Origin of the sequence: Bradyrhizobium sp. WBOS08, assembly GCF_024585125.1 — a bacterium.
Taxonomy (GTDB): Bacteria; Pseudomonadota; Alphaproteobacteria; order Rhizobiales; family Xanthobacteraceae; genus Bradyrhizobium; species Bradyrhizobium japonicum_B.
On the sequence record NZ_CP028988.1, the window covers coordinates 1,854,469 to 1,881,245 of the forward strand.

The following is a 26,777-nucleotide window of genomic DNA, read 5'->3' on the forward strand; positions in this document are numbered from 1 at the left end:
GGCGCTGGATTTCAGAACCGACAATCAGATCACGAGAGCCGCCGGGAACCGGCGGGCCTCCAAGGACCGGAATCGGATAGTGCACGCCCTACGCCCGCTGCTTCGCAAATCCTTGTTCAACCTGTTCGCTGCGAGCTTCGCATGTGCCGCGCTGCTGGCGCCGCGCGGAGCGAGCGCCGAGGCGCTGCTGCTCATCGAGGCCGACAGCGGCAAGGTGCTGCAGGCGGACAACGCGACCATTCCCTGGTATCCGGCCTCCGTCACCAAGATCATGACCGCCTATGTGACGCTGAAGGCGGTCAAGGAGGGCAGACTGACGCTCGACACGCTGCTCACGGTCTCGCCGGTCGCCGCCGCGCAATCGCCCTCGAAGATGGGGTTCCGTCCGGGAACGCAGCTCACCGTCGACAACGCGCTGAAGATGGTGATGGTCAAGTCGGCGAACGACATGGCCGTGGTGCTCGCCGAAGGTGTCGGCGGTTCGGTCGACGGCTTCTCTGCGATCATGAACGACACCGCGAGGAAGCTCGGCATGACGCAGACCAGCTACGTCAATCCGAACGGCCTGCCCGCCGAGGGCCAGATCACGTCGGCGCGCGACCTCGGCATTCTCGCGCGCGCGTTCCTGCGCGACCTGCCGGAGTACGAATATTTCGTGCACATCCCGGCGATCCGCTTTGGCAAGCGCGTTACCGGTAATTTCAACAAGCTGATCGGCCGCTATCCCGGCGCCGACGGTTTCAAGACCGGCTTCATCTGCGCCTCCGGCTACAATCTCGTCGCCTCGGCCACGCGCAACGGCCGCCGGCTGATCGCGGTGGTGCTGGGCGCGAGCTCCGGCACCGCGCGCGCGGTGAAGGCCGCGCAGCTGCTGGAGCGCGGCTTCAGCCAGGACACTCTGACATGGCTTCGCCCCTCGCTGGGCACGGTCGATAACCTCGTGCCGGTCGACGCCTCGCCGCCGAACCTGCGCGACGAGATGTGCGGGCCCCACCGCAAGCGGCCGGCCAGCGACGACGACGATGCGCTGATTGCCGCCAATGGCGGCGCCACCGGATCGGCGTCCGCGACCGGCGGCGAAGCCCAGGTGACCTTCTTCACCGCCGGCCTGCAGCCGCCCCTGATGAAGGCCTCCGAGCTGATGGCCTCGGCGCCGGCGCCGACCGAGCCCGTGCTGGTCTACACCGGCCCGACTCGCACCGGCCCCGCCCTGATCGCGGCGGTCGCGGCCGATGCCGACCAGCAGGCGGCGTCCTCCAAGCCGCGTGGCAAGAAGTCGCGCGTGGCCAAGAAGCCGGATGCGGCCGACAAGCCGAAAGACGCGGCGGGCAAGGACGCCAGCAAGGACACCAAGGCCGCGGCGGTGAAGCCGGATGCCAAGCCGGCGGGGGTGAAGAGCAACGGCGGGAACAACGGCAAGAACGACGCAAAGAGCGACCACAAGATTGCGGCGAAGCCGGCAGCGCCCAAGCATGCTGCCGCCAAGCCTGATGCGGCGGCTAAACCCGCCGAGAAGCCTGCGGCCGGCGGCGATCCGAAGCCCGCCAAGCCCAAGGCCGCGACCAAGCCCGCGGCCAAGCCGGCCAACAACAGTTAACGGCGCACCCCGGGCCGATCCGGCCCGGCTTCGCACCTGCGACAGCCATTCGCGACGATTCCAGTAGCCACTTCCCGACCTTTGCCCTAAGCGTCGACGGCTTGCCACCGGTTCCGGCAGGCTCGATACTGGCGGCAATGCGGCAAGCCCGAGACACAACGGGCTCTGGTCAATGAGGGGAGTTTTCCATGGAGCGCATCTGGCTCAAGCAATATCCGCCCGGCGTGCCCGCCGATATCGAGCCGACCCAATACGCATCGCTGGTCGACCTGCTGGAGGAGAGCTTCACCAAGTTCGCCGATCGCAAGGCGTTCATCTGCATGGACAAGTCGATCAGCTACCGCGACCTCGACCAGATGTCGGTCGCACTCGCGGCCTATCTGCAGGGCCGCGGACTGCAGCGTGGCGCCCGCGTCGCCCTCATGATGCCGAACGTGCTGCAATATCCGGTCGCGACCGCGGCGGTGCTGCGGGCCGGCTTCGCTGTCGTCAACGTCAACCCGCTCTACACCCCGCGTGAGCTCGAGCACCAGCTCAAGGATTCCGGCGCCGAAGCCATCATCGTGCTGGAGAATTTCGCCCACACCGTCGAGCAGGTGATCGCCAGGACGGCGGTGAAGCATGTCATCGTCGCCAGCATGGGCGACCTGCTCGGCTTCAAGGGCGTGATCGTCAACCTGGTCGTTCGCCGCGTCAAGAAGATGGTGCCGGCGTGGTCGCTGCCGGGCTCGGTCTCATTCAACGACGCCCTGTCCGCCGGCCGCGGCATGACCTTCAGCAAGCCCAAGCTCTCGCCCGGCGACGTCGCCTTCCTGCAATATACCGGCGGCACCACCGGCCTCTCCAAGGGCGCCACCCTGCTCCATCGCAACATCGTCGCCAACGTGCTGCAGAACGATGCCTGGCTGCAGCCGGCGCTGGCCGCGCCGCCGCATGTCGATCAGCTCATGATCGTCTGCGCGCTGCCGCTCTATCACATCTTCGCGCTGACGGCCTGCTACCTGCTCGCGGTGCGCGCCGGCGGCTGCAATCTCCTGATCCCCAATCCGCGCGACATCCCCGGCTTCATCAAGGAGCTGGCGAAATACCAGGTCAACAGCTTCCCGGCCGTCAACACGCTCTACAACGGCCTGATGCACCATCCCGACTTCAAGAAGCTCGACTTCTCCAAGCTGAAGATCTCCAACGGCGGCGGCATGGCGGTGCAGCGTCCCGTGGCCGATCAATGGAAGGCGGTCACCGGCTGCTTCATCGCCGAGGGATACGGCCTGTCGGAGACGTCGCCGACGCTGACCTGCAATCCGGCAACGGCAACCGAATTCACGGGATCGATCGGCATCCCGGTGCCGTCGACCTGGATCTCGATCCGCGACGACGACGGCAACGAGGTCCCGCTCGGTCAGGCCGGCGAGATCTGCGCCAAGGGTCCGCAGGTGATGTCGGGCTACTGGAACAGGCCGGAGGAGACCGCCAAGGTGATGACCGCGGACGGCTATTTCCGCACCGGCGACATCGGCATCATGGACGAGAAGGGCTACACCAAGATCGTCGACCGCAAGAAGGACATGATCCTGGTCTCCGGCTTCAACGTCTATCCGAACGAGGTCGAGGAAGTGATCGCGGGCCATCCGGGCGTGCTCGAATGCGCCGTGATCGGCATCCCCGATTCCAAGTCGGGCGAAGCGGTGAAGGCTTTCGTGGTGAAGAAGGATCCCAACCTCACCGCCGAGGCGGTGATCAAGTTCTGTCAGGAGCAGCTCACCGGCTACAAGGTGCCCAAGCAGATCGAATTCCGCACCGACCTGCCCAAGACCAATGTCGGCAAGATCCTGCGCCGGCAGCTGCGCGACGAGAAGAAGGCCGAGGCGGCGTAAGCTGCTCCGCTGATGACGGACGTCGGTGACATCGCGCCATCAGGCATTCTTGCCTTCTGGCGCGAAGCCGGCCGCGAGCGCTGGTACGCGCGCGACGACGCTTTCGACGCGGAGATCCGGCGCCGCTTTCTTGCGCTGTGGCAGAAGGCGGCCGCCGCCGAACTGGCATCATGGGAAGACAGTGACGCAGGCGCCCTCGCGCTCGTCATCGTGCTCGACCAGTTTCCCCGCAACATGTTTCGCGGCACGCCCGAGGCCTTTGCCAGCGACGCGCTGGCGCGCGAGGTCGCCCGCCGCGCCATCGACCGGGGTGTCGATGCCAGGGTCGATCCGATCCTGCGCGAATTTCTCTATCTGCCCTTCATGCATTCGGAGCACCTGCCCGACCAGCTGCATTGCGTCGCGCTGTTTCAAGACGCCGAAAATGCCAACAAGGCCGACAATGCCGAGAACCTGAAATACGCCCGGGAGCATGCCGACATCATCCGCCGCTTCGGCCGCTTCCCTCACCGCAACCGCGTCCTCGGGCGTACGTCCACGGCGGAAGAGCAGGCCTTCCTCGACAGTGGCGGTTTTGCCGGCTGATGACATCGAGGTGAAGGACCGCCGCCTCCGCCGCTTTCACCGCCGGCAATATTGTGCAGGCCCGCCGCACGGTCTAAAAAGCGGGACCGATTTTCAGGGAGACTGACGATGGCGATCCAGATTGGCGACAAGCTGCCCGAGGCGAAGTTCCGCGTGATGACCGCGGAAGGCCCGCAGGTGAAGACCACCGACGATATCTTCAAGGGCAAGAAGGTGGCGCTGTTCGCGGTGCCCGGCGCCTACACCGGCACCTGCCACAAGATGCATCTGCCGAGCATCTTCCTCAACGCCTACGCCATGAAGGACAAGGGCGTCGACAGCATCGCGATCGTCTCCGTCAACGACGCCTTCGTCATGAACGCCTGGAAGCGCGACACCGACCAGCGCGACGAGGCCACCTTCCTCGCCGACGGCAACGCCGACTTCACCAAGGCGATCGGCATGGAGCTTGACGCTTCCGCCAACGGCCTCGGCATCCGCTCCAAGCGCTATTCGATGCTGGTCGAGGACGGCGTGGTCAAGAAGCTGAACCTCGAGGCGATGCCCGGCAAGGTCGAGGTCTCCGGCGGCGATACGCTGCTCGGGCAGCTGTAAGCGCGTCGCGACAACAGACGCTGTCATGCCCCGGCTCGACCGGGGCATCCAGTACGCCGCGGCCTCTCGGCTCAATCACAAGCGTCTCTGGAATACTGGATCGCCCGCCTTCGCGGGCGATGACAGTTGAGGGTGAGGCGATGCAGCCTACTCGCTCACCCGCTGCTGCAACCGCGCCTTCACGATGCCGTCTCGCGCGAGTTGATCGGCGCGCTCATTCTCGGGGTGGCCGGCGTGGCCCTTGACCCAGTGCCAGCGGATCTCGTGCTGCTTCAGCGCGGCGTCGAGGCGCTGCCATAGCTCGACATTCTTCACCGGCTTCTTGTCGGCGGTGCGCCAGCCGTTGCGCTTCCAGCCGAAGATCCAGCCGGTGATGCCCTGCCGGACGTACTGGCTGTCGGTGTAGAGATCGACGATGCACGGCCTCTTCAGCGCTTCGAGCGCCGAGATCGCCGCCATCAGCTCCATCTGGTTGTTGGTGGTGTGCGGCTGCCCGCCGTTCAGCTCTTTCTCCTTGTCGCCGAACCTCAGGATCGCGCCCCAGCCGCCCGGCCCCGGATTTCCCGAGCAGGCGCCATCGGTATAGATCGTGACATTCGGACGCTCGCTCACGCCACAAGCCCCGAGGGCATCAGCCCGTAGTCGCGCACGCTGCCGACGCCCTGGTGAAAGCGCAGCTTGCGGACATATTCCAGCGGATCCTTCGGCTTCACCAGCGCACCGGGCGGCACGTTGAGCCAGTCGACCAGCCGCGTCAGCAGGAAGCGGATCGCCGCTCCGCGGGCCAGCAGCGGCAGCGCGGCCTCTTCCGCCTCCGAGAGCTTTCGCACCCGGCCATAGGCGTTGAGGAAGGCCCTCGCCTTGGTGACGTTGAAGGAATGATCCGGCTCGAAGCACCAGGCGTTGAGGCAGATCGCGACGTCGTAGGCCAGCATGTCGTTGCAGGCGAAGGTGAAGTCGATGATCCCGGACAGCTTGTCGCCGAGGAAAAAGACGTTGTCGTTGAAGAGGTCGGCGTGGATCACGCCTTCCGGCAGATCGGTCGGCCAGATTCCGCTCGAGAGATGATCGAGCTCGGCCGCGAGGAAGGCGCGCAGGCCCGGCTGCACCTCGTCGGCGCGGTGTGAGGCCGCATCGAACAGCGGCCGCCAGCCGGAGACCGACAGCGCGTTGGCGCGCCTGATCCCGAAGTTCGCCCCGGCCAGATGCATCTTCGCCAAGCCCTCGCCGACGCCGGCGCAATGCGCCACGTTCGGCTTGCGCGGCCACATGCCTTCGAGAAAGGTGATGATGGCCGCAGGCCGCCCCGACAGCTCGCGCAGCGCCTCGCCGTCGTGTCCCTTCACCGGCAGCGGGCAATTGACGCCGTGCTCGGCCAGATGCGTCATCAGCGCGAGGAAGAACGGCAGATCGTTCTTCGCCACGCGCTTCTCGTAGAGCGTGAGGATGAACGACCCCTGACTGGTATGCAGCAGGAAGTTGGTGTTCTCGACGCCCTCGGCGATGCCCTTGTAGGAGAGCAATTCGCCGAGCTCATATTGCTTCAGGAAATCCGCAAGCTCGTCGGCGGCGACGTCGGTATAGACCGCCATCAAGGTCTACTCGGCGGCGGCTTCGGGACGTACCTGACGCGGCAGCGGGAAGAACTCGTTCTCTTCCGCGGCCGAGACCGTCTCCACATGCAGCGTGTAGCGCTCGGCGAAGGCGTCCATGATCTCCTCGACGATCACCTCAGGCGCGGAGGCGCCCGCGGTGATTCCGAGGCTCGTGAGGTTGCCGAACTTGTCCCAGTCGATGTCCGCGGCACGCTGCGCCAGCACCGCGATCTTGCAGCCCTCGCGCTCGGCGACCTCGCGCAGGCGCTGCGAGTTCGACGAATTGGGGGCACCGACGACGATGAGCGCGTCCACCACCGGCGCCACCTTCTTCACCGCGAGCTGGCGGTTGGTGGTGGCGTAGCAGATGTCTTCCTTGTGCGGGCCGTTGATGTTGGGGAAGCGCTCCTTCAAGAGCGCCACGATCTCCGCGGTGTCGTCGATCGACAGCGTGGTCTGGGTCACGAAGGCGAGGTTGTTGGGATCCTTCGGGGCGATGGTCTTGGCGTCCTCGGCGGTCTCGATCAGGGTCACGGCACCAGCCGGAAGCTGGCCGAGCGTGCCGACCACCTCGGGGTGGTGGGAATGGCCGATCAGGAAGATCTCGCGGCCACGCTTGAAATGGATCGCGGCCTCGCGATGGACCTTGGTCACCAGCGGGCAGGTCGCATCCAGCGAGAACAAATTGCGGGATTGGGCGTCGGCCGGCACCGATTTCGGCACGCCATGCGCCGAGAAGACCACCGGCGCGGACGTATTCTCCGGGATTTCGGCGAGTTCCTCGACGAAGATGGCGCCCTTCTTCTTCAACCCGTCGACGACGTATTTGTTGTGCACAATCTCGTGGCGAACATAGACGGGGGCGCCGTATTTATCGAGCGCCCGTTCCACGGTGTCGATCGCCCGGACCACCCCGGCACAGAAGCCGCGGGGAGAACAAAGCACGATCTTGAGGTCTGGTTTGGCTGACATTGAGCGATCTCGGGACCGAATCACCCGTTTCGCCTTCTGGCGGGGGCGGTCGATGGATGGAATAGGGCTTAAAACGGTCGGGTTGAACTATACCGCGATTTCTAAGGGAATTGGGCCCCCTTTCGGGCGCTGTCAAGGCACTATCTATAGCAGAACCATTGCGTGGCCAGCCCCTCCCGGCTTATATAGCGCGAATTCCCTGTCATCGCTGATGACCACCGGTTTCGCCTCCAAAGGGGTGGGCGAAGCACAAAGGAGATTTGCCATGAGCAACGCACCTCTGATGCCCAAGGCGACCGCCGTCTGGCTGCTCGACAACACCGCGCTGACGTTCGACCAGGTCGCCGATTTCACCAAAATGCATCCCCTCGAGGTGCGCGCGATCGCCGACGGTGATGCGGCCCAGGGCATCAAGGGCATGGATCCCCTCTCCAACGGCCAGCTCACCCGCGAGGAGATCGAGAAGGGCGAGAAGAATCCGGATTACCGGCTCCGCCTGCAGGAGAGCAAAGTGGTGCTGCCGCCGCAGCCCAAGCGCAAGGGCCCGCGCTACACCCCGGTGTCGCGCCGCCACGAGCGTCCGAGCGCCATCCTCTGGCTGCTGCGCAGCCATCCCGAGCTCAAGGACGCCCAGATCATGCGTCTGGTCGGCACCACCAAGAGCACCATTGCCAGCGTGCGTGACCGCACCCACTGGAACACCTCCCAGCTCACCCCGATCGATCCCGTCACCCTCGGCCTCTGCTCGCAGATCGAGCTCGATTTCGAGGTGCAACGCGCCGCGAAGGAAAAGCCGATCGATGCGGCCTATGGCGGCGCCACGCTGCTGCCGGCCTCCGAGACCACCCGCAAGGACGAGTACGAGTCCGCGGAGAAGTCCAGCGACGACCTCAACGTCGATGCCGTGTTCGCCAAGCTGAAGACGCTCGGTGGCAAGAAGCAGGACGACGAGGAGGAGTAATTCCTGCTTCGACGATACCGCACAAAAAAACGCGGCAGGGAAACCTGCCGCGTTTTTCGTGTGAGATCGCGGGCGTCGAGACGAACGCCGCAAGCGCCTCAGAACTTGTAGGTCACGCCGGCGCCGACCAGCCACGGATCGATATGCGCGGTGCCGGTGACCGGCAGGCCGGAGACGGTCGCGCTGAAATCCGGACGCAGCCAGAGCTTCTTGACGTCGACGTTGAGACCCCAGTGCCGGTCGATCATGTAGTCGAAGCCGAACTGGACGGCGCCGCCCCAGGCGTTGCTGACGTGCAGGTTGGTGGTGGTGGCGACGATCGCGGGCGGACCGGCGATGGCGGCGGGCGCATTGGCCGCCGAATTGTTGAAGAACACGGTGTAGTTCACGCCGGCGCCGACATACGGCTTGAACGCGCCGAACTGGTCGAAGTGATATTGCAGCGTCAGCGTCGGCGGCAGCAGCGTGGTCTTGCCGATCGGCAGGCTCGCGAGCGAGCCGGTGCCGGTGATCGAGTGCCGGGTCACGCCGAGGATCAATTCGGCCGCGATGTTCTTGGTGAAGAAATAGCTGATGTCGAGCTCGGGGACGACCTGGTCGCTGATCGAGAGGCCGGAGTTCGGCGAGGACAGCGAGGGCACGCCCGCCACATTGACGGTCGAGCCGCCGCCGTCCGGCAACACGCCGAGCACGCGCAGGCGAATCATCCACGGATTGAAAGCCTCCACCGGCGGCGGCGCCTTCTTGTAAAGCAAATCGGCGGCCTGCACCGATGCAAACGTGCCCACGAGCATCGCGCCAAAAGTCGCAAGCCGCGCCAGGTTTCTTGTCGTTCTCTGCATTTCAATCCCCTTCAGCCATTTCCCGCGCATCGTTGCGCGACATGAGCGTCAGAGCAGAAAGGGGCCGCTGGGGGATTTGATCCCGATCAATTCAGGCGAAGGCCGCCACGATTTGGCCACGGCGTTGCAGATGTGTCACGAAATGCACGAAGGCGAGACGCGCCAGGCGGCAACATGGTGCCGCATCCCGCGTCAGGGCCGCTCGGGATGGTTCAGCATGTATTCGCCGAGGTCGCGCTGGCGGCGGTCGGCGCGCGCGGTGGCGGCGTTGCGCTGGACGTCGCGGTCCTTGCGGCAGGCCACGTATTCCGGCGAACCCTGCGCATAGCCGCGGCCCTGGCACACCGCGTCGTCATCGTCGCCGCCCACAGCCACCGCATTCTGGTAGCGCGAGGAGCAGGCGGAGAGAACGACGGCGAGAGCCAAGACGGTCAGCAGGCGTGGCGCGGCGGCGAGTGGCATACGAGATCCCCTGTTGGCCGGCCCTGTTTAGCGCGGAATACGGAGATTGTAAGTCCCGGGACGCTACTTGCGCGCACGCTGTCATTCCCCGCGCAGGCGGGGAATCCAGTACGCCGCGGCGGTCATTGGGTCACACTGCTGCCGCGGCGTACTGGCTCCGCTTCCGCGGGCGATGACAGTTGAGGTTGGAGAGACGGCCTCGCGCCTCACTGGCACGACTGTCAGAGCAAACCTCACACCCGCCCCTTCAGCGCCTCCCCGATCTCGTCGAGCGCCTTGGGATCCTCGATCGTCGCCGGCATGGTCCAGGAGTCGCCGTCGGCGATCTTCTTGATGGTGCCGCGCAGAATCTTGCCGGAGCGTGTTTTGGGCAGGCGGCCGACGGTGATGGCGAGCTTGAAGGCGGCGACCGGGCCGAGCTTGTCGCGCACCAACGCAATGATCTCCTTCTCGATCTCGGCCGGCGCGCGTTTCACGCCGGCCTTGAGCACCAGGAAGCCGCAGGGCACCTCGCCCTTGATCGCGTCCTTGACGCCGAGCACGGCGCATTCGGCGACATCGGGATGCGAGGCCAGGATCTCCTCCATGCCGCCGGTGGAGAGCCGATGGCCGGCGACGTTGATGATGTCGTCGGTGCGGCCCATGACGAAGACGTAGCCGTCCTCGTCCTTGTAGCCGGCATCCGAGGTTTTGTAGTAGCCGGGGAATTCGCTCAAATATGCTTCCTTGAAGCGCGCATCCTGATTCCACAGCGTCGGCAAACAGCCCGGCGGCATCGGCAGCTTGATGACGATCGAGCCCATCGTGTTGGGCCCCACGGGCTTGGCCGCCTCATCGACCACGTCGACCTGATAGCCCGGCATCGGTACCGTCGGCGAGCCGTGCTTCACCGGCAGCATGCCGAGTCCGACCGGATTGCCGGCGATGCACCAGCCGGTCTCGGTCTGCCACCAATGGTCGATCACCGGCACCTTCAGCTGCGCTTCCGCCCATTCGACCGTCGGCGGATCGGCGCGCTCGCCGGCGAGAAACAGGGTGCGGAATTTCGAAAGGTCGTATTGCCGGATGAATTGTCCTTCCGGATCCTCCTTCCGGATCGCGCGGAACGCAGTCGGCGCGGTGAAGAACGCAACCGCCTTGTGCTCCGAGATCACGCGCCAGAACGCGCCGGCGTCGGGCGTGCCGACCGGCTTGCCCTCGTACATGATCGTGGTCGCGCCGTGCAACAGCGGGCCATAGACGATGTAGCTGTGGCCGACCACCCAGCCGATGTCGGAGCCGCACCACCACACCTCGCCCGGCTTGACGCCATAGAGGTTGAACATCGACCATTTCACCGCGACGAGATGGCCGCCATTGTCGCGCACGACGCCCTTCGGGATGCCCGTGGTGCCCGAGGTGTAGAGGATGTAGAGCGGATCGGTCGCCGCAACGGGCACGCAAGCTGCCTTCTTGCCCTCGTTCAGCGCCTTGCGGCGCAGGCTCGCCCAATCGTAGTCCCGGCCCGGCGTCAGATCGCAGGTGAGCTGCGGACGTTGCAGCACGATGCAGGCTTTCGGCTTGCTGCCGGCAAGCTTGATCGCCTCGTCGAGCAGCGGCTTGTACTGCACGATGCGGCCGGGCTCGATGCCGCAGCTTGCGGAGAGAATGAGTTTCGGCTGCGCGTCGTCGATGCGGGTGGCAAGCTCCTTCGCGGCGAAGCCGCCAAACACCACGGAATGCACCGCCCCGATCCGCGCGCAGGCGAGCATCGCGACCACGGCCTCCGGCACCATCGGCATGTAGAGGATGACACGATCGCCCTTGGCGACGCCGAAATCATGCATGATGGCGGCGAGCGCCTGCACCTCGTTCAGCAGCTCGGCATAGGTCAATCTGGTGACGCTGCCGGTCAGCGGCGAATCGTGGATCAGCGCGACTTGGTCGGCGCGGCCGCCCGCGACATGGCGGTCGAGCGCGTTGTAGCAGGTATTGACGACACCGCCGGTGAACCAGCGGCCGTAGGTTCCCTGGCCAGGGTCGAAGATCTTCCTGGGCGGCTCGATCCAGTCGATGTCTTTGGCGGCCTCGGCCCAGAAGCCCTCGGGGTCGGCGAGCGAGCGCGCATGGACCTCGTGATAACGACTTTTACCGTTCATTGCGCGCTCCCGTTCCCTTTATTCGCCCGGCCCCGAACCTCGTGGCAGGACAGACGCCCCGCCATGACCAGGATCAATGCCGGCCTTGTTTGAGGGCTATTTTCCCGGGAACGGGCCGCGGTTCAAGCTGAAAAGAGACAGGTTCTCCCCGCTTGCGACAGGGTCGTCGCATGTGGCTTCTTTGAAAGACCTGAGCGCGCGCCTCGTCCTTCGAGACGACCGCTTCCGCGGTCCCTCAGGATGAGGCTTAACGGGCCTCGGCGCCCGCTAAAGCAGCTGCCACACACTCCGCCCTCATCCTGAGGGCCCGCCGGAGGCGGGCGTCTCGAAGGATGCGCCGCAGCGGAGCGACACCAAGGCCATGGCCCTGCCGCACGCGGGGAGATGCGAAGGGGCGCCTCAGCTCTCCATCGCGTTCAGCCGCAGCAAGCGATCCTGCATGACCTTCTTCAGGTCATAGCCGGGGCGACGGAAGCTCGCATCGCGCGTGACGAGGAAATCGCGCTGGGACTTGCGCAGGCCATCCGCCGCGCGTTTGCCTGCGGATTTCAGCACACGCGCATAGGCCTCGGCGATCTGACGGTCGAGCACGCCAAGCTGCGGATCGGCGCAGATCACTTGCTCGACCTCGCGCTTTGCGGTGGCGCAATCGAATGACGGACCGCGGTCGTCGGGCGAGCGCGCGTGCATGGGCCCCGGGGACGCCGCGCCGAACTTCGCGATCTCGGCAATCATGGCCCGGCGGCCATTCGCTGCGTTCTCGTTGCCGGGGTCTAGCTTCAGCGCCATCTCGTAATCCGCCAGCGCCTTCTTACGCTCGCCCATCTTCTTGTAGAGCACGGCACGGTTGTTGTAGGTCTTTGCGAAATTCGGATCGAGCTTCAGTGCGGCCTCGTAGTCGCTCAGCGCGGCCCCGAGCTCGCCCTTGAATTGATAGGAATCGCCGCGGTTGGTCAGGAAATTGGCGCGCGGCTCCCGCCGGATCGCGAGGTCGTAGTCGGCAATGGCCTTGTCGTACTCGCCCATCGCAGCATAGGTCAGGCCACGGTTGTCGTAATACTCCGGCACCTTGGGATCGCGCCTGATCGCTTCGCCGTCATCGGCGACCGCCTTGTCGAGCTGGCCGAGCTTCTTATAGGCCGCCCCACGATTGGTATAGGTGCGGGGCCGGTCGGGGTCGAGCCGCAAGGCCTCGTCGAAGTTCTTGATCGCCTTCTCGTTGTCGCCGCCGAGATAGTGGGCCACGCCGCGGTCGGACCAGGCCTGCGCATAGTCCGGCTTCAGCTTGATCGCCTGGTCGTAGTCGGCGAGCGCGCGGTCGAGCCGGCGCTGATTGGTGTAGACGACGCCGCGCAGCTCGTAGGCCTCTGCGTCTGCGGGGTCGAGCTCGATCGCCTTGCTGAGGTCGGCCGCGGCGCGGTTGAGATCGCCGCCGGCCTCGCGCAGGAGGTCGCCGCGCAGGCGCCAGGCCTTTGCATTCCTGCCGTCGAGCGCAATGGCGCGGTCGAGGTCCCGCAGGGCCTGGGTGAGGCCGCCCGAAGTCCGGGCATGGGCATCGGCGCGAACCAGCAGGGCCGCGGCGCGATCGGAGGCGGGATTGGCGGCCTGGTCGATGATGGTCGTGCAGGCGGGCAGCAGCTCCGCTGGAGCAGCCTTGCTGCCCGTCACGCAGTCGGTCCCGGCCGAGGCCGGCGCAACGAGGACGAAACTCATGGCAGCGCCGAGAAAAAAGGCGCGAAACGAACTCTTGGCAAGCCAAAGCGCTTGCGCGGAATGATGCGTGCCGCACATGGCAGTTTGCTCCGTGACGTCAGGTTTTCACCATTGTCGCGGCGGGCAAGGGATGGGTTCAATTCGGGCCTGTCCACGCCGGCGTGGCCGGGCTCGACCCGGCCATCCACGCCTTACCCTCAGCACTAAGACCGTGGATGCCCAGGCCTTCGCCGCGCCGAAGCGGCTTCGGCCGCGCCGGCGGGACAAGGCGGGCATGACCTCAATACCCGTCCACCCCGTTGATCTGTTGCAGCCGCTCCTGCATCGCCTTCTTCAGATCGTAGCCCGGCCGGCCGTACGCCGCGTTGCGGCGGGCGATGAACTCATCCTGCTCGCGCTGGAGCTTCCTGGCATCCGCCGGGTTGCGCGCCTCCCGGATCGCGCGCGCGTTGGACCCGAAAATCTCGCGGTCGAGATCGGCCAGCTCGCGATTTCGACAGATCGCCTTCTCCACGGCCCGGACCGCATTCCGGCAGTTGAAGCTGGGCTTGCCGGCGACGGCCATCTGCGCGCCGATGCGCTCGAGCTCGCGCGCCATCGCCTTGTGATTGGCCTTGGCCTTCTCGTGGTTTGGATCGATCTTCAGGGCCGCAGCGAAATCCTGCACCGCCTTGGGCCTGTCGCCCTTCCTGAGCCAGAGCTCGCCACGCGCATTGAAGATGTCGGCAAGCGTGGGATCGAGCAGGAGAACGCGGCTGTCGTCGGCGATGGCGCGGTCGACCTGATCGTGCCGCGCGTAGAGAGCCGCGCGCGCGACCAGCACCTTGATCAGGTCCTCCTTGGCGGTCTTCTCATTGTCGATCACGGCGGCGCAGGCCGTGGCGGCCCTGTCCATCTCGTCGGCCGCGGCCGCCGCGAGGCATGATTCGACATCGATCTTGATCACCGCTGCCGGCTCGCCGCCGGTCGCAGCCTGGGCGGCGCCGAGCGAGAGCGCGCAGAGCACCACGGCACCTGACGATTGGATCAGTTTCTGAACGCGCATGCTCGTCGCAGTCGGAAATTTTGCTTTCGGTCTTGGTTCGGTCTTGCCTTACGCCTTGCCTCGGGACCGCACAATCCATGACGGCCGGATTGGTGCTAGCTTGTGGCACCGCGCACATCGGTTTCGGGGATCATCGTGTCGACATTCGAACGGATCATCGCGTTCTGCTCGGCGCCATTGGCCTTATCGGCGCTGACGCGGCGGATCAAGTCCCCTATCCGGCGTTTCTCGCCGTCGGCGGCGCGCTGATCGCCTTCGTGCCGTCCAGTCCGCCTGGACGCTGGAGCGCAACCTCGCGCTGGCCTTTTTGTCGCACCGGTCCTGCTCGACGCCGGATTCGACACCTCGCTGCGATCGCGCAGAATTGAGCGCTCACGCTTGTGCGGGACGAGCGCGGAGGATGAACGGCCACGTTGAACCAAACCCCACCATCCCAGACTCACTCGTGATGACGACCCTGACCGACGACCGTCGTGTGCGCGCGCGTGATGCGTCGCCTGCACGATATTTTTATCTGCATATGTCCCTGGCCTGCGCGGCCACCGCGTTTCTCGGTTTCGCGCCGACCTATTGGGTCCCGCTCGCGCACCGGACGTTGTCCGCAAGCCCCGTGATTCATTTTCACGGATTCTTGTTCTTCACCTGGTCGCTCTATTTCGTGCTGCAGAGTTGGCTCGCGGCCTCGGGTCGTGTGGTCAATCACCGCTCGCTCGGCATCGCCGGCGTGTCGCTCGCCACCGCGATGACGATCTTCGGCTTCCTCGCCTCCGTGCACGTGATGCAGCATTCTGCCGCGCTCGGGCAGCGCGAGGCCGGCATTGGCTTCTCGATCGTGCCGATGAGCGGGATCGCGTTCTTCGCCATCGTGTTCGTGCTCGCGATCGTGAACACGCGCAGGCCCGAGGTTCACAAGCGGCTGATGCTGCTTGCTGCGGTCTCGATCCTCGACGCCGCCATCGCGCGCTGGTTCCTGACCTTCCTGGCGCCTCCCGGACCTCCCGGCCCGCCGCCGGTGCCGGTCACGATCCCGCCGGCCGTCGTCGCATCGCTGCTGCTCGTCGTCGCCATGGTGCGCGACTGGCGCGCCGAAGGCCGCGTGCATCCGGTCTATATCTACGGCACGCTGGCGTTGCTGGCGGTGAAGGTGCTGAACTGGCCGGTCAGCGAGAGCGCGGCGTGGCATTCGTTCGCCGGTGGCATCCTGGCGCTGGCGCGATAGCTCTCGCTGTCGTCCCGGACAGGCGTAGCGTAGATCCGGGACGACAGCGGAGATTGACGCTAAGCCCCCGCCTTGCAGGTGATGCCGCCGTCGACCACGAGCTCGATCCCCGTCACATATTTCGACTCGTCCGAGGCCAGGAACAGCGCGGCGTTGGCGACGTCGAAGGCATCGCCCATGTGCCCCATCGGCACCTGCGCATCGCGGGCGCGCCACATCGCCTCGACGTCGCCCTTGGCGTAGCTGGCGGCGAGGCCTGCGGAATGCTCGACCATCGGCGTCTTCATCAAGCCGGGCAGGATCGCATTGACGCGCACATGGTGGCGCGCGAACTCGATCGCGGTGGTGCGCGTCATCTGGTTCATCGCCGCCTTCGAGGTGCCGTAGGTGACGTAGGAGATGCCCATGTGGCGGATCGAGGCAATCGAGGAGATGTTGATGATCGAGCCGCCGCCCTGCTTCACCATCACGGGGATGACATGCTTCATGGCGAAATAGGCGCTCTTGAGATTGACGCTGAAGACGCGGTCCCAGCTTTCCTCGGTGACCTCGACCACGCTGCCCATCTCGGCGATGCCGACATTGTTGTCGAGCACGTCGATGCGGCCATAGGCCTTCAGGCACGCCGCCACCATGGCCTCGATCTCGCTCGCGCGGGACACATCGGCCGTGAACGCCGTCGCCTTGCCGCCCTCGCTGGTGATGATCTTCGCGGTCTCCTCGGCCGCAGCGCCGTTGCGGTCGATGCAGAACACCTGGGCGCCCTCGCGCGCGAAGGTCACCGCGGTGGCCTTGCCGTTACCCCAGCCGGGCCCGATCGAGCCGGCCCCCACCACCATCGCAACCTTGCCCTTGAGCCGATCCATCGCATGTCTCCCGCTTGTTGTTCTTGTAGCCCGGATGAACGGAGCGACATCCGGGGACAATTGTCCCCGGATGTCGCTCCGCTCATGCGGGCTACGGGTTGTCGCAGACCTTCATCGTGGTGACATTAGCACCAATGGGATGCCCGATAATCTCCGACAGCGTCCGGCATTGTCCGTCATGGCACAGCCGCCATTCCCCGGCCGCGCCGGAATTGCCGAGCACGACCTGCTGCATGGCGGGGCGCTTCGGCTGCCACTGAAACCAGCCGTCGACCAGCCGTGCCTCCGGCGGCGGCTCCATGCCGGGGCCGGTGCCCTTGACGCGGGCCTGCACCAGTTCGAGACCGGCGGCGGTGACGCGCCAATCCTCCTGCCAGTCGACCTTGGCGACCGAATGCGTCCAGACCAGCGTAAAGGCGGCCAGCGCCAGCGCCTTCACGCCCAATGCCGTGGCGAAGCAGAGGCTCACACCGCCTCGACCGGCGCCGGCGGGCGCTGCCGCCATTGCCACAGTGCGAGCGCCGCGGCGAGCACGAAGCCCGCGGTGTCGCTGAACGGGAATTCGCCGAGCAGGCAGAACGCCGCACCGAGCGCGACCAGGCGCTCGATGAGCGTCAACCGCGTGAACAGGAAGCCGATTGCGGCCATGCCGAACAGGCCGATCGCCACCAGTGCCTTCAAGGCCGCCAGCGCCACCGCCCCGTAGAAGCCGAGCTGGGCCGCCATGGGATCGCCGCCTTGCAGCATCAACGCGGGAGAATAGACGAAGATGAAGGGGATGACGTAGCCGGCGAGCGCGATGCGCATCGCCTCCCAGCCGATCTTGTCCGGGTTCTCCTTCGCGATCGGCGCTGCCGCGAGCGCAGCCAGCGCCACCGGCGGCGAGAGGTCGGCCATGATGCCGTAATAGAACGCGAACATGTGGCTGGCGATCAGCGGCACCCCCAGCTTTGCAAGGGCCGGCGCGGCGAGCGCGGCGGTGATGATGTAGGTCGGGATGGTCGGGATGCCGGTGCCGAGCAGGATCGATAGCAGCATGGTCATGACCAGCGCCAGGAACAGGCTCTTCTCGCCGAGCCCGATCACCCAGCCGCCGAAGATGGTGCCGACGCCCGTCTGCGACATCATGCCGATGATGACGCCGACGATGGCGCAGGCCATGCCGACGGTGATGGCGGATTTGGCGCTCTCGGCCAGTGCGTCGCGGCAGGAACGCAGCGCGGCAAAGCCGCCGCGGACGAAGGCGGTGATCACGATCAATCCAACGACGACGCTGGCGACCGGCGCGATCTGGAGGCCGTCACGCGACAGCGCGGCGACCACGAGCGCGAGTCCGATCCAGAAGATGTAGCGGATGATGGTTGCCGAGACGCCGGCCGTGATGCTGGTGCCCAGGATCAGCGCCACGGTCAGCGCGAGGCCCATGCTGCCGGCATAGAGCGGCGTGAAGCCCTCGAACAGCATGTAGATCAGGGCTGCGAGCGGCAGCACGAGATACCAGCGCGTCACCAGCGCCTTCCACGCGCTCGGGATTTCCGAGCGCTTCATGCCGACGAGGCCGTGCTTGCCGGCCTCCAGATGCACCATCCAAAACGCGGAGGCGAAATAGAGCATCGCCGGAATCGCGGCCGCCTTGACGATCTCCGAATATTGCACGCCGAGCGTCTCGGCCATGATGAAGGCGACCGCGCCCATCACCGGCGGCATGATCTGCCCGCCCATCGAGGCTGTGGCCTCGACGCCGGCGGCGAAGGCACGGCGGTATCCGAACCTGATCATCAGCGGAATGGTGAATTGGCCGACGGTGACGACGTTGGCGACGCCCGAGCCGGAGATCGTGCCCATCATGCCGGAGGCGAACACCGCGACCTTGGCCGGGCCGCCGCGGGTGCGGCCGAACAGGCCGAGCGAGACGTCGGTGAACAGCTGGATCATGCCGGCGCGCTCCAGGAACGAGCCGAACAGGATGAACAGGAAGATATAGGTGGCCGAGACGTAGATCGGCACGCCGTAGAAGCCTTCGGTGCCGAACGACAGGTGCGTGACGATCTGGTCGAAGCCGTAGCCGCGATGGTTGAGCGGCGAGGGCAGATATTGACCGAAGAACCAGTAGACGAGGCACGCGCCGCACATCAGCGGCAGCGCCGCACCCATCAGGCGCCGCGTGCCCTCGAAGATCAGCACCGCCAGCAGCGTGCCGACCACGAGATCGAGCCGCGTCGGGTCGCCGTCGCGCGCGATCAGGTCGGCGTAGAATATCCATTGGTAGAGCCCGCAGAGGAAGCCGGCGCCGCCGATCGCCCAGCCGAGCGCGCGGCCGGCATTGCTCCTCGCCGTGAAGTTGGCGATCAGGCCGAACGTGAGCAGAACGAGGAAGCCGACATGGACGCCGCGCACCACCTGGCTCGGCAGATAGTTGAAGGCGGCGACATAGAGCTGGAAGGTGGCGAAGGCGATGCCGATCCAATAGGCGAGCGCGCCCCAGCCACGCGGGCCGAAACCTTCTGGAAAGCCGTGCTCGAAATTGTCGAACTCGACCTTGACCTTCTCGGGCGCCCTAGCCGTGCCCTCTGCCTTTTCCAGCATGTCGCTCGTCCTTTGCCGTCCAGCGCTCTTAAGCTTGGCACGGTCCGCCCGCGCCGTCATGCCCGGGGCTCGTCCCGGGCATCCACGATCTCTCTCACTTGCCCCTAGAACGTGGATGGCCGGGACAAGCCCGGCCATGACGTCCGACGAAAGGGAGCCGACCTTACTTGATCAGCCCTTTTTCCTTGAAATAGCGGATCGCGCCGGGGTGCAGCGGAACCGGGCTGCCGCTGGCCGCGGTCTCGAGCTTGATCTCCTTGCCGGCGGCGTGCGCGTTCACGAGCTCCGGCAGCGATTCGTAGACCAGCTTGGTCATCTGATAGGCGAGATCGTCCGACACGGCGGAGCTGGTGACGAGATAGTTGATCACCGCCGCCGTCGGCACGTCCTTGTCCTGGCCGGTATAGGTGTTGGCCGGAATGATCGCGGAGACGAAGGGCGGGCCGATCTTGTCGACCGTCTCCTTCGGCACCGACACCACCGTGATCGGGCTCGAGGTCGACAGGTCCTTCAGCGAGGCGACGCCAAGCCCGGCCGATTGCAGCGTCGCGTTGAGCTGCCGGTTCTTCATCAGATCGACGGATTCGGCGAAGGGCAGATACTCGACCTTGCCGAGATCCTTGTAGCTCATGCCGGCCGCCGCCAGGATCGCACGCGAATTCAGCTCGGTGCCCGACTTCGGCGCACCGACAGAGAGGCTCTTGCCCTTGAGGTCGGCCAGCGTCTTGATGCCGCTGTCGGCGGTCGCGACGATCTGGATGTAGTTCGGATAGATCGCGCCGATGGTGCGGAGCTTGTCGAGCTTGGTCTTGAAGCCGGCTTCCTCCTCGCCGTTCCAGGCGGCTTTCAGCGAATCGCCCAGCGTGAAAGCCAGTTCGCCGCGACCCTGCTGCAGCAGGATCAGGTTCTCGACCGACGCCTTGGTGGCCTGTACCTGCGTCTTCACGTTCGGGATCTTGTCGCCGTAGATTTTTCCGATCGCGACCCCGAGCGGATAATACACGCCGGAGGTGCCCCCGGTCAGCACGTTGATGAAGGATTGCGCCTGCGCGCAAGGTGCCGACGCCGCCAGAGCAAGAGCCGCGGCAACGCCGAAAATGGTCCGTTTCATGGTTGTTGTTCTCCCCAAACCAGTCGCGAAATTGGCTGGATGAGGCATGCGGGTCAACCCATCCAAAAGACAAAACAGGCGTGCGGTAACGATCCGGCTTGATTTTTCGGGAACCCGGCGGTTGCGGGGATCTTTCCTCCAGGGATTGTCCCAATGCGGAGACACCCTTTTCCCAGCCCTCCCCCGCAAGCGAGGAGGGAGCACACCGTCGCCGGCACTCTACTGGAACGTCATGTCCAGGCACTTCGAGATGTCGGAGCCGAGGCCGGAGGAGATGGTGATGCAGCCGCGCACCTTCTGCGCGCCGACGTCGGCGGCCCAGACCGAATAACCGCCGGGTCCGAAGAACGAGTTGGTGTTCGGCGGCTCGGTCTCGGTCGCATCGAAATCATACTTCCCGTCGGTCTCGAAGATGCGCGGCTTCTTGATGCAGCCGCCGTCGGTCTGGACGTTGATGACCTCCTTGTTGTCGCGGGTCAGCGCCAGCGAGACCTGGCAGCGGAAATATTCCGAGGTCTTGGTGTTGAAGAGATAGGTGTAGGATTTGCATGTCGCCGTGTTCAGCTTGCCCGGGGCAAGGCCGCGGCTGCACGAAATGCGCTGGTTGTGGCTGAGCTGGTAATCATCGGCCCGGGCGACCGGCGCCAGCGCCGTCAACGACAATGCAGCAGCCCAGCAAAGTTTGATCACATGGCGCATCCGAATCATCCCTATCGATAATCTTGTCGAGTTGCGTTCTAGACGGAAAGCGGAACATAGTCGCGAGGGGACGGAGGGAAAATCACAAACTGCGGGACAAAACGTGATGCGCTGCGGCGCTATTGCAAATTGACCCGGATACATCGTTCGTGATTTGTTCGGCCGATGCCCACGACGGGGAGGATGGGATCATGGCGTTTTCAACGAAGGCACTTGCACTAGTTTCGGTCGCATCGGCGACGCTGCTCGCCGCGCCCGCATGCGCGCAATCGACGGCAACGCCCTGGGAGCTCAAGCCCGACATGGGCTATGCGTATGACAGGGACGGCAAGACCTATTCCTACAAGATGGGCACCAGCAATGCCGGCGACCTGCTGAAGGGCGCCAAGAAGGTGCCGAAGGGCACGCTGTTCTTCATCGGCCAGAACGGCCAGCTCTACATGCGCAGCGGCCCCTACCTCGAAGGCGACGGCAAGTTCAAGTTCGGGCCGGATCAGTAGGGGGGACGCAGGCGCCAGTTTCGTAGATTCCATGGGCGGTGAGCGTGGCCTTTCCGGTAGGTTTGGGTTTCCACACTCGAACCCACGGAGAGTCAGATGCAAGCATCGACAGCCACGCTCACCACCGACCATAATGGCACAATTTTCCAGATGCTGTCCAGGATGCCGAAGGCACCGGCAACGCCGGCGCAACGCGTCCTGGACTGCATCGAGCACGGCGCTACCATATCGCTCAAGGGCGATCTCCCCTTGACCACGGGTAGGAGGTCCTACGGCAGCTTGCCAGCGGCTAAAACGCCGCCGCCAATTCCCTGGCGCCGGGCTTGCCGCTGTTCACGTCCATCCGATCGTCCGTCACCGCCAGCAGCTTGGCCACCGTGTTGTGGCGGATCGCGACCGGATTGCGCTCATAGCCGCCGCGCTGGAAAAAGTTCGAGGTCGGCACCTGCTCGCGCATGGCCTGCGGCATCGTCACCATGTCGAGCCCGGTGCCGTCGCCGGTGAGGTTCATCATCTCGAGCTCGGCCGCGGAGAGCGGGCGCGAATGTCCCTTGGCCCGGGCGAAATGCACCGACGTCAGCAGCTTGTGGGTCTGCAGCATCGGCCCGATATCGATGTCGAGCACCATCGCATGCATGGCCCAGCCTTGGGGAGTGCTGCCCATCTTCTCGTGCTCCGACCAGGTGTCGGGCACCGATTTGGCGTGCGTCACCATTTTCTTCAGGACAGCGAGCTTGTGCTCGAGCGCATGCCGCGCCGGCCCCGACGTCCGCGCCACCTTCTCGGAGAGCGCGCGAATGATTTCGTGCCCCTGCTCCGCCAGCAGCTCGACGCTGTTGGTGGTCAGGAGCTGGTTGTAACCCATCGCGGTCGAGATCGCGCGCTTGCCGCCATGCTCGATTCCCGCCTGCACGTCGTGGCTGCCGGTGCCGCCGGTCTCGAAGGCGTAGACCCGCACGGCCTGCTCGCGCGTCAGCCCGGAGGCGAGCGCGTAGCGCGCATAGGCGCGCTTGAACTCGACCTCGCTGGACGGGCGCTGCGGCGTGAACTGGTAGAGCTCCTGCGCCGCGCGCAGGAAATCGGCGACGACGGGAATGGGCTTGCGGGGCGGCCGCTCCGGCGTTTCCTCCGGCTCCGGATTCACCGGCTTCTTCGGACCATTATAGAGCGGCGGATGTTGCAGCACGTAATCGTCGAGCGTCACCTGCTGCCCGCTGCGCCGCTTGGCGTTGCGCCCTTTTCGCTTCTCCGAGATCTGGCTCCAATAGGCGCTTGCCTCGGCGTCGAAGGCCGCGCGCGCGGCCTGATATTCGGCGAGCTTGCGGCGATATTCGAGCACGGCCGGCGAGGCCCCGGCGCCTTGCGCAAAGAATTGCGACAGCAGCTGGGCGTTGGCGCCGCGGACGGACGGTGCGATCAGGACAAGCGCAAGTGGAACCAGCGCCAATGTGTTTCGAATCGATCGATGCATGCCGCCCTCTTAGCAGGCGTCCGGTAACCGTCACGTTAACGCGCCGTTTACCATGTCACTTCCAGGCGAACACCGGCTGTTCCAGATCGGTAACGCGGGTGTGCCGTCCCGCCAGCACCTCGCGGAACTGATAGATCAGCGCCGCCGTCGGCGCGTGGATCAGGCTCATCTGGTGATGGAACCGGATCACGCGGCGCGTGCTTTCGGGAATCGCCGTGAAATCGAAGGCCTCGTCGCGTTCGATCGTGTCGAGTGCGATGCGATGGACGGAGGCGACCTCGTCCGGATTCGGAATGATCGCGGCACTGTCGACCGCCCAAACCACGACCGGCGTGATCAGATAGCCGGAGCGGGTCGGATAATCGTCGAGCAGGCCGAGCACCGCCTCGGCCGGAAGCTTGAGCGCGAGCTCCTCGTCGAGCTCGCGCAGCGCTGCCTCGACCGGCGTCTCGCCGGCATCGCAGCGTCCGCCGGGCAACGCCCATTGGCCGCGATGCGCGCGCAGGTGTGAGGCACGCTTGGTGAGCAGGAAGGCGGTGTCGCCACCGTCGCTGGATTCGGTCAGCGCCAGCACCACCGCGGCGCGCTTCAGCGCCGACGGCACGGCCTCGTCGGGCAGCCGCGCGAAGGATGCGCAGGCCTCTGCGATATTCCGCCGGGTGGCATCGCCGAAAGGTCTCATGGTGCTTGACTACACCACGTCCCGCCTCGATGAAACGAGGATGCAAGCACAGGAATGGACGAGATGACCAACAAGGCCGCGGCAAGGCTGAAATCAGAGGGCTGGAGCATCCTCGAGACCACCGGCTTCATGCATCTGGTCGGCCCGTTGTGGGAGCGCAAGGTTGACGGCCATTACGAGTTCGCGCTCGCGACCGAGGACAAGCACCACAACCGCCGCGGCATGGTCCAGGGCGGCGTGATGATGACTTTCGCCGACCGCACCTGCGGCATGACCGCCCGCTACGTCTCCGGCAAGGAGTTCATGGCCACGGTGCAGCTCGACACCCATTTCGTCGAGGCCGGCCAGATCGGCGACATCCTGATCTCGCGCCCGCGCGTGGTGCGCTCGACCCGCAGCCTGATCTTCATGAGCACCGAGGTGACGGTCGACGACCGCTGCATCGTGATGGCGAACGGCGTGTTCAAGATTCTGAAAGGACCGGGGTAGGCTCGCGTTAGGCTGTGCTAACCACACCCACCGCTGTCGTCGCCCGGCTTGACCGGGCGACCCAGTACGCTGCGGCTTCTCGGCTCCATCACAACCGTCTCTGGAATACTGGATCGCCCGATCAAGTCGGGCGATGACACCGAATATGCGGCATGAGCGTGCCCGCCGTCATTGCGAGCGCAGCGAAGCAATCCAGAATCCCTCCACGGACACATTTCTGGATTGCTTCGCTGCGCTCGCAATGACGGAACTGGGCGGCTATGCTCATACAGAGGAAGCAGCAAGGATAGTCCATGCACTACCGCCAGCTCGGCCGCTCCGGCCTGAAAGTGTCGCCGATCTGCCTGGGCACCATGATGTTCGGCGGGCCGACCGATGAAGCCGCCTCGAAGCGCATCATCGACAAGGCACGTGGGGCCGGCATCAACTTCATCGATACGGCCGACGCCTATTCGAAAGGCGCATCCGAACAGGTCGTCGGCCGCGCCATTGCCGGCGACCGGCATGCCTGGGTGCTCGCGACGAAGCTCGCCAACCCGATGGGCGATGATCCCAATCGTGTCGGCCTGTCACGGCGCTGGGTGCTGCAGGCCGCGGACGAGAGCCTGAAGCGGCTCGGCACCGACCACATCGACATCTACTATCTGCACAAGGAAGACCATTCGACGCCGCTGGAGGAGACGGTGCGCGCGATGGGCGATCTGATCCGGTCAGGCAAGGTTCGCTATTTCGGCGTCTCCAACTACCGCGCCTGGCGCGTCGCCGAGATCTGCAACATCTGCGACCGGCTCGGCATCGACCGTCCCGCGGTGAGCCAGCCCTATTACAACGCCATGAACCGCATGCCCGAGGTCGAGCACTTCCCTGCCTGCTCTTATTACGGCCTCGGCATCGTCCCCTATAGTCCCATGGCGCGCGGCGTGCTCACCGGCAAGTACAAGCCGGACGCCACCCCCGACAGGGAGACCCGCGCGGGGCGCAACGACACCCGCATGATGCAGACCGAATGGCGGCCGGAATCGCTTCAGCTCGCGCAGGAGATCAAGGCGCATGCCGAGAGCAAGGGCATCACCGCCGGCCAGTTCGCGGTTGCCTGGGTGCTCAACTCCGCCTTCGTCTCCTCGATCGTCGCGGGTCCCCGCACCGAGGAGCAGTGGGACGGCTACATCAGCGCGCTCGACTATCGCTTCACCGCGGAGGACGAGGCGCTGATCGACCGGCTGGTCACCCCGGGCCATCCCTCGACGCCGGGCTACAACGATCCCGCCTACCCGATCGAAGGCCGCCGCGCCCGGACGGCATGACCTATCGGAGACGACGATGGCGCATCAAGACCGCTACGGCCTACCGCTCTCCACCGCATCCGATGCGGCTGCCGGTGCCTACCGCGACGGCGTCGACCTCATGCTGTCGGGGTGGACCGGCATGGCGGAGACGCTGGAGCGCGCGATCGCGGCCGATCCCGACTTCGCGCTGCCTCTGGTCGCCCGTGCCCGCGTGCACGCCTTCTACCAGCAGGGCGATCAAGCGCGGAGCAAGGCGGCGCTCGCACGCGAGCTGGTGGCCAGGCGCGGCACCGAGCGCGAGCGCTCGCATGTCGAGACGCTGGCGCTGTCGATCGAGGGCCGGCTGCCCGAGGCGATCGCATCGACGCTGAGGCACATCGAAAGCTGGCCGCGCGATGCCTTGGTGCTGTCGCTGCCGCTCGGGGCGTTCGGCCTGTTCGCCTTCTCGGGCATGGCCGATCACGACCGCGCGCGGCATGAGTTGTGCGAGCGCGTCGCGCAGCATTATAGCGAGGACTGGTGGTTCCTGACCATGGCCGGCTGGGCAATGACCGAGAATGGCGACGTCGCCCGCGGCCGCGCCGTCACCGAGCGCGGCTTCAATTTGCGCCGGGCGAACGCCCATGCCGCGCATGCGGTGCTGCACGCGATGTTCGAGGACGGCTCGATCGAGGCGGCCGATCGCCTCGTCGACGACTGGATTCCAACCTACGACCGCGCCGGCCTTCTGCATGGCCATATCCGCTGGCACCAGGCGCTCGGCGCGCTCGAGCAGGACGATTCGGCACGCGCGCTCGCGATCTATGCCGACGTGCTTCAGCCGGCGGTCACGCAGGCGCCGCCGCTCAACGTCATCACCGACGCCGCTTCGCTGCTCTGGCGCCTGTCGGCGTACGGTCATACCGTGCCGAACACGCTGTGGCAGGACGCCGACGCCGCCGCGCAGAAGATGTTTCCGAAGTCGAGCCTGTCCTTCGCCGACGTCCACATGGCGCTGTTCGCGGCCGCGACGCAGAACCACGCGGCGCTGGCCGCGCGCCTTGCGACGATCGAGCAGCGGCTCGCCGAGGGCAAGCTGCCGGGCGGCCCCGTCGTGCCGGCGATCATCCGCGCGCTGGCGGCCTTTGCCGACGAGAATTACACCTCTTGTGTGCAGACGCTCGCGCCTGTGCTCACCGAGGTCGTGCGGATCGGCGGCAGCCACGCCCAGCGCGAGCTGATCGAGGACACCTACATCGTCGCGCTGATGCGCAGCGGCGAATTGCCCCGCGCCCGCGCCCTGCTGGACGCCCGCCTGCACCGCCGGCCATCCCTTCGGGATCGGCGCTGGCAGATGGCGATGGCTAGTTCTGCCACGAAAAAAACACCGGCCTGACGGCAAGTGCCGGGCGGACGGGTTGGCGATGTCAAGCGAATCGCCGTCGGGGTGGCGCGGTGGTATTCCAGGCGGGTCTTGCAGAACAAACGGGATCGCAACCAATTTGCGGTCC

General features: G+C 65.6%; 25 protein-coding genes. 10 read left to right on the forward strand and 15 right to left on the reverse strand.

Annotated elements, in window-relative coordinates; genetic code table 11:
• The first annotated feature begins 79 nt into the window (after positions 1-79).
• The 4 genes from DCM80_RS08925 (at position 80) to DCM80_RS08940 (ending at position 4,650) form a co-directional block, all read left to right on the forward strand.
• Positions 80-1,597 carry a D-alanyl-D-alanine carboxypeptidase family protein gene (locus DCM80_RS08925; RefSeq protein ID WP_257196632.1) on the forward strand — a complete coding sequence of 506 codons (1,518 nt, stop codon included), beginning with the start codon at positions 80-82 and terminating at the stop codon, positions 1,595-1,597.
• 188 nt (positions 1,598-1,785) lie between these two features.
• Complete coding sequence (locus tag DCM80_RS08930) at positions 1,786-3,471, forward strand: long-chain fatty acid--CoA ligase (RefSeq protein WP_257178283.1); 1,686 nt, start codon at positions 1,786-1,788, stop codon at positions 3,469-3,471.
• Positions 3,472-3,483: 12 nt separating this feature from the next.
• The gene (locus DCM80_RS08935; RefSeq protein WP_257196633.1) at positions 3,484-4,056 is read left to right on the forward strand and encodes a DUF924 family protein; all 573 of its coding nucleotides are present in this window, start codon (positions 3,484-3,486) and stop codon (positions 4,054-4,056) included.
• A 108-nt stretch (positions 4,057-4,164) separates the two neighbouring features.
• A complete protein-coding gene (locus tag DCM80_RS08940; RefSeq protein WP_028138698.1) occupies positions 4,165-4,650 on the forward strand; it encodes a peroxiredoxin in 486 nt (161 codons plus the stop codon).
• A gap of 147 nt (positions 4,651-4,797) precedes the next feature.
• On the opposite strand, the gene rnhA is transcribed toward DCM80_RS08940, so the two are convergent.
• The 3 genes from rnhA to ispH are packed head-to-tail and all read right to left on the reverse strand — an operon-like array spanning position 4,798 to position 7,217.
• On the reverse strand, positions 4,798-5,262 hold the full coding sequence (rnhA, locus tag DCM80_RS08945) for a ribonuclease HI (protein WP_257196634.1): 465 nt from the start codon (positions 5,260-5,262) through the stop codon (positions 4,798-4,800).
• Complete coding sequence (locus DCM80_RS08950) at positions 5,259-6,242, reverse strand: homoserine kinase (protein ID WP_257196635.1); 984 nt, start codon at positions 6,240-6,242, stop codon at positions 5,259-5,261. The genes rnhA and DCM80_RS08950 overlap by 4 nt, the downstream gene beginning before the upstream one ends.
• Positions 6,243-6,248: 6 nt before the next feature.
• The gene (gene ispH / locus DCM80_RS08955) at positions 6,249-7,217 is read right to left on the reverse strand and encodes a 4-hydroxy-3-methylbut-2-enyl diphosphate reductase (protein WP_257178292.1); all 969 of its coding nucleotides are present in this window, start codon (positions 7,215-7,217) and stop codon (positions 6,249-6,251) included.
• A 265-nt stretch (positions 7,218-7,482) separates the two neighbouring features.
• Here ispH and DCM80_RS08960 point away from each other — a divergent pair, with 265 nt between their 5' ends.
• Positions 7,483-8,178: a DUF1013 domain-containing protein gene (locus DCM80_RS08960; protein WP_028138702.1), complete on the forward strand. Its 696-nt coding sequence runs from the start codon at positions 7,483-7,485 to the stop codon at positions 8,176-8,178.
• A gap of 98 nt (positions 8,179-8,276) precedes the next feature.
• Here DCM80_RS08960 and DCM80_RS08965 read toward each other — a convergent pair whose 3' ends face one another.
• From DCM80_RS08965 to DCM80_RS08985, 5 genes are all read right to left on the reverse strand, one after another.
• Positions 8,277-9,020 carry an OmpW family protein gene (locus DCM80_RS08965; RefSeq protein ID WP_373569395.1) on the reverse strand — a complete coding sequence of 248 codons (744 nt, stop codon included), beginning with the start codon at positions 9,018-9,020 and terminating at the stop codon, positions 8,277-8,279.
• A gap of 192 nt (positions 9,021-9,212) precedes the next feature.
• Positions 9,213-9,482 carry a hypothetical protein gene (locus DCM80_RS08970; RefSeq protein ID WP_257196636.1) on the reverse strand — a complete coding sequence of 90 codons (270 nt, stop codon included), beginning with the start codon at positions 9,480-9,482 and terminating at the stop codon, positions 9,213-9,215.
• Between the two features lie 233 nt (positions 9,483-9,715).
• Positions 9,716-11,620, reverse strand: a complete 1,905-nt coding sequence (locus tag DCM80_RS08975) for a propionyl-CoA synthetase (protein ID WP_257196637.1) — start codon at positions 11,618-11,620, stop codon at positions 9,716-9,718.
• A gap of 399 nt (positions 11,621-12,019) precedes the next feature.
• Complete coding sequence (locus tag DCM80_RS08980; RefSeq protein WP_257196638.1) at positions 12,020-13,411, reverse strand: tetratricopeptide repeat protein; 1,392 nt, start codon at positions 13,409-13,411, stop codon at positions 12,020-12,022.
• A 202-nt stretch (positions 13,412-13,613) separates the two neighbouring features.
• Positions 13,614-14,378 carry a tetratricopeptide repeat protein gene (locus tag DCM80_RS08985; RefSeq protein ID WP_257196639.1) on the reverse strand — a complete coding sequence of 255 codons (765 nt, stop codon included), beginning with the start codon at positions 14,376-14,378 and terminating at the stop codon, positions 13,614-13,616.
• A 448-nt stretch (positions 14,379-14,826) separates the two neighbouring features.
• On the opposite strand from DCM80_RS08985, the gene DCM80_RS08990 reads away from it, so the two are divergent.
• Positions 14,827-15,597, forward strand: a complete 771-nt coding sequence (locus tag DCM80_RS08990) for a hypothetical protein (RefSeq protein ID WP_257196640.1) — start codon at positions 14,827-14,829, stop codon at positions 15,595-15,597.
• A gap of 59 nt (positions 15,598-15,656) precedes the next feature.
• Here the strand turns inward: DCM80_RS08990 and DCM80_RS08995 are convergent, their stop codons facing one another.
• The 5 genes from DCM80_RS08995 to DCM80_RS09015 form a co-directional block, all read right to left on the reverse strand.
• Entirely contained in the window at positions 15,657-16,463 is an 807-nt protein-coding gene (locus DCM80_RS08995; protein WP_257196641.1) for an SDR family NAD(P)-dependent oxidoreductase, read from the reverse strand.
• A gap of 91 nt (positions 16,464-16,554) precedes the next feature.
• Positions 16,555-16,968 carry a DUF1850 domain-containing protein gene (locus tag DCM80_RS09000; RefSeq protein ID WP_257196642.1) on the reverse strand — a complete coding sequence of 138 codons (414 nt, stop codon included), beginning with the start codon at positions 16,966-16,968 and terminating at the stop codon, positions 16,555-16,557.
• A complete protein-coding gene (locus DCM80_RS09005; protein ID WP_257196643.1) occupies positions 16,929-19,049 on the reverse strand; it encodes a TRAP transporter permease in 2,121 nt (706 codons plus the stop codon). Before DCM80_RS09005 ends, DCM80_RS09000 begins: the two co-directional genes overlap by 40 nt.
• A gap of 163 nt (positions 19,050-19,212) precedes the next feature.
• Entirely contained in the window at positions 19,213-20,160 is a 948-nt protein-coding gene (locus tag DCM80_RS09010) for a TAXI family TRAP transporter solute-binding subunit (protein WP_257196644.1), read from the reverse strand.
• Positions 20,161-20,379: 219 nt separating this feature from the next.
• Positions 20,380-20,859 carry a hypothetical protein gene (locus DCM80_RS09015; RefSeq protein WP_257196645.1) on the reverse strand — a complete coding sequence of 160 codons (480 nt, stop codon included), beginning with the start codon at positions 20,857-20,859 and terminating at the stop codon, positions 20,380-20,382.
• Positions 20,860-21,050: 191 nt separating this feature from the next.
• Between DCM80_RS09015 and DCM80_RS09020 the strand changes: the two genes are divergently transcribed.
• Entirely contained in the window at positions 21,051-21,359 is a 309-nt protein-coding gene (locus DCM80_RS09020; protein WP_257196646.1) for a hypothetical protein, read from the forward strand.
• A gap of 289 nt (positions 21,360-21,648) precedes the next feature.
• On the opposite strand, the gene DCM80_RS09025 is transcribed toward DCM80_RS09020, so the two are convergent.
• Complete coding sequence (locus DCM80_RS09025) at positions 21,649-22,830, reverse strand: hypothetical protein (protein WP_257196647.1); 1,182 nt, start codon at positions 22,828-22,830, stop codon at positions 21,649-21,651.
• Positions 22,831-22,885: 55 nt separating this feature from the next.
• On the reverse strand, positions 22,886-23,512 hold the full coding sequence (locus DCM80_RS09030) for a CoA pyrophosphatase (protein WP_257196648.1): 627 nt from the start codon (positions 23,510-23,512) through the stop codon (positions 22,886-22,888).
• Between the two features lie 63 nt (positions 23,513-23,575).
• Here DCM80_RS09030 and DCM80_RS09035 point away from each other — a divergent pair, with 63 nt between their 5' ends.
• The 3 genes from DCM80_RS09035 to DCM80_RS09045 all read left to right on the forward strand — a co-directional run bounded on the left by DCM80_RS09035 (position 23,576) and on the right by DCM80_RS09045 (position 26,662).
• Positions 23,576-24,001 (forward strand): PaaI family thioesterase, encoded by a 426-nt coding sequence (locus DCM80_RS09035; RefSeq protein WP_194404644.1) that lies wholly within the window; start codon positions 23,576-23,578, stop codon positions 23,999-24,001.
• 293 nt (positions 24,002-24,294) lie between these two features.
• Complete coding sequence (locus tag DCM80_RS09040; RefSeq protein WP_257196649.1) at positions 24,295-25,305, forward strand: aldo/keto reductase; 1,011 nt, start codon at positions 24,295-24,297, stop codon at positions 25,303-25,305.
• A gap of 16 nt (positions 25,306-25,321) precedes the next feature.
• Positions 25,322-26,662, forward strand: a complete 1,341-nt coding sequence (locus tag DCM80_RS09045) for a tetratricopeptide repeat protein (protein WP_257196650.1) — start codon at positions 25,322-25,324, stop codon at positions 26,660-26,662.
• Positions 26,663-26,777: the final 115 nt, after the last annotated feature.

What these genes read in the sequence shown, in the direction of transcription:
- DCM80_RS08965 (WP_373569395.1), bottom strand. Translation starts at nt 9,020, where the DNA reads ATGCAGAGAACGACAAGAAACCTGGCGCGGCTTGCGACTTTTGGCGCG.
- DCM80_RS09040 (WP_257196649.1), top strand. Translation starts at nt 24,295, where the DNA reads ATGCACTACCGCCAGCTCGGCCGCTCCGGCCTGAAAGTGTCGCCGATC.
- DCM80_RS08995 (WP_257196641.1), bottom strand. Translation starts at nt 16,463, where the DNA reads ATGGATCGGCTCAAGGGCAAGGTTGCGATGGTGGTGGGGGCCGGCTCG.
- DCM80_RS09045 (WP_257196650.1), top strand. Translation starts at nt 25,322, where the DNA reads ATGGCGCATCAAGACCGCTACGGCCTACCGCTCTCCACCGCATCCGAT.
- DCM80_RS08930 (WP_257178283.1), top strand. Translation starts at nt 1,786, where the DNA reads ATGGAGCGCATCTGGCTCAAGCAATATCCGCCCGGCGTGCCCGCCGAT.
- ispH (WP_257178292.1), bottom strand. Translation starts at nt 7,217, where the DNA reads ATGTCAGCCAAACCAGACCTCAAGATCGTGCTTTGTTCTCCCCGCGGC.
- DCM80_RS08970 (WP_257196636.1), bottom strand. Translation starts at nt 9,482, where the DNA reads ATGCCACTCGCCGCCGCGCCACGCCTGCTGACCGTCTTGGCTCTCGCC.
- DCM80_RS09035 (WP_194404644.1), top strand. Translation starts at nt 23,576, where the DNA reads ATGACCAACAAGGCCGCGGCAAGGCTGAAATCAGAGGGCTGGAGCATC.
- DCM80_RS09000 (WP_257196642.1), bottom strand. Translation starts at nt 16,968, where the DNA reads ATGGCGGCAGCGCCCGCCGGCGCCGGTCGAGGCGGTGTGAGCCTCTGC.
- DCM80_RS09020 (WP_257196646.1), top strand. Translation starts at nt 21,051, where the DNA reads ATGGCGTTTTCAACGAAGGCACTTGCACTAGTTTCGGTCGCATCGGCG.
- DCM80_RS08940 (WP_028138698.1), top strand. Translation starts at nt 4,165, where the DNA reads ATGGCGATCCAGATTGGCGACAAGCTGCCCGAGGCGAAGTTCCGCGTG.
- DCM80_RS08985 (WP_257196639.1), bottom strand. Translation starts at nt 14,378, where the DNA reads ATGCGCGTTCAGAAACTGATCCAATCGTCAGGTGCCGTGGTGCTCTGC.
- DCM80_RS09030 (WP_257196648.1), bottom strand. Translation starts at nt 23,512, where the DNA reads ATGAGACCTTTCGGCGATGCCACCCGGCGGAATATCGCAGAGGCCTGC.
- DCM80_RS08980 (WP_257196638.1), bottom strand. Translation starts at nt 13,411, where the DNA reads ATGTGCGGCACGCATCATTCCGCGCAAGCGCTTTGGCTTGCCAAGAGT.
- DCM80_RS08960 (WP_028138702.1), top strand. Translation starts at nt 7,483, where the DNA reads ATGAGCAACGCACCTCTGATGCCCAAGGCGACCGCCGTCTGGCTGCTC.
- DCM80_RS09010 (WP_257196644.1), bottom strand. Translation starts at nt 20,160, where the DNA reads ATGAAACGGACCATTTTCGGCGTTGCCGCGGCTCTTGCTCTGGCGGCG.
- DCM80_RS08950 (WP_257196635.1), bottom strand. Translation starts at nt 6,242, where the DNA reads ATGGCGGTCTATACCGACGTCGCCGCCGACGAGCTTGCGGATTTCCTG.
- DCM80_RS08975 (WP_257196637.1), bottom strand. Translation starts at nt 11,620, where the DNA reads ATGAACGGTAAAAGTCGTTATCACGAGGTCCATGCGCGCTCGCTCGCC.
- DCM80_RS08990 (WP_257196640.1), top strand. Translation starts at nt 14,827, where the DNA reads ATGACGACCCTGACCGACGACCGTCGTGTGCGCGCGCGTGATGCGTCG.
- DCM80_RS09015 (WP_257196645.1), bottom strand. Translation starts at nt 20,859, where the DNA reads ATGCGCCATGTGATCAAACTTTGCTGGGCTGCTGCATTGTCGTTGACG.
- DCM80_RS08935 (WP_257196633.1), top strand. Translation starts at nt 3,484, where the DNA reads ATGACGGACGTCGGTGACATCGCGCCATCAGGCATTCTTGCCTTCTGG.
- DCM80_RS09025 (WP_257196647.1), bottom strand. Translation starts at nt 22,830, where the DNA reads ATGCATCGATCGATTCGAAACACATTGGCGCTGGTTCCACTTGCGCTT.
- DCM80_RS09005 (WP_257196643.1), bottom strand. Translation starts at nt 19,049, where the DNA reads ATGCTGGAAAAGGCAGAGGGCACGGCTAGGGCGCCCGAGAAGGTCAAG.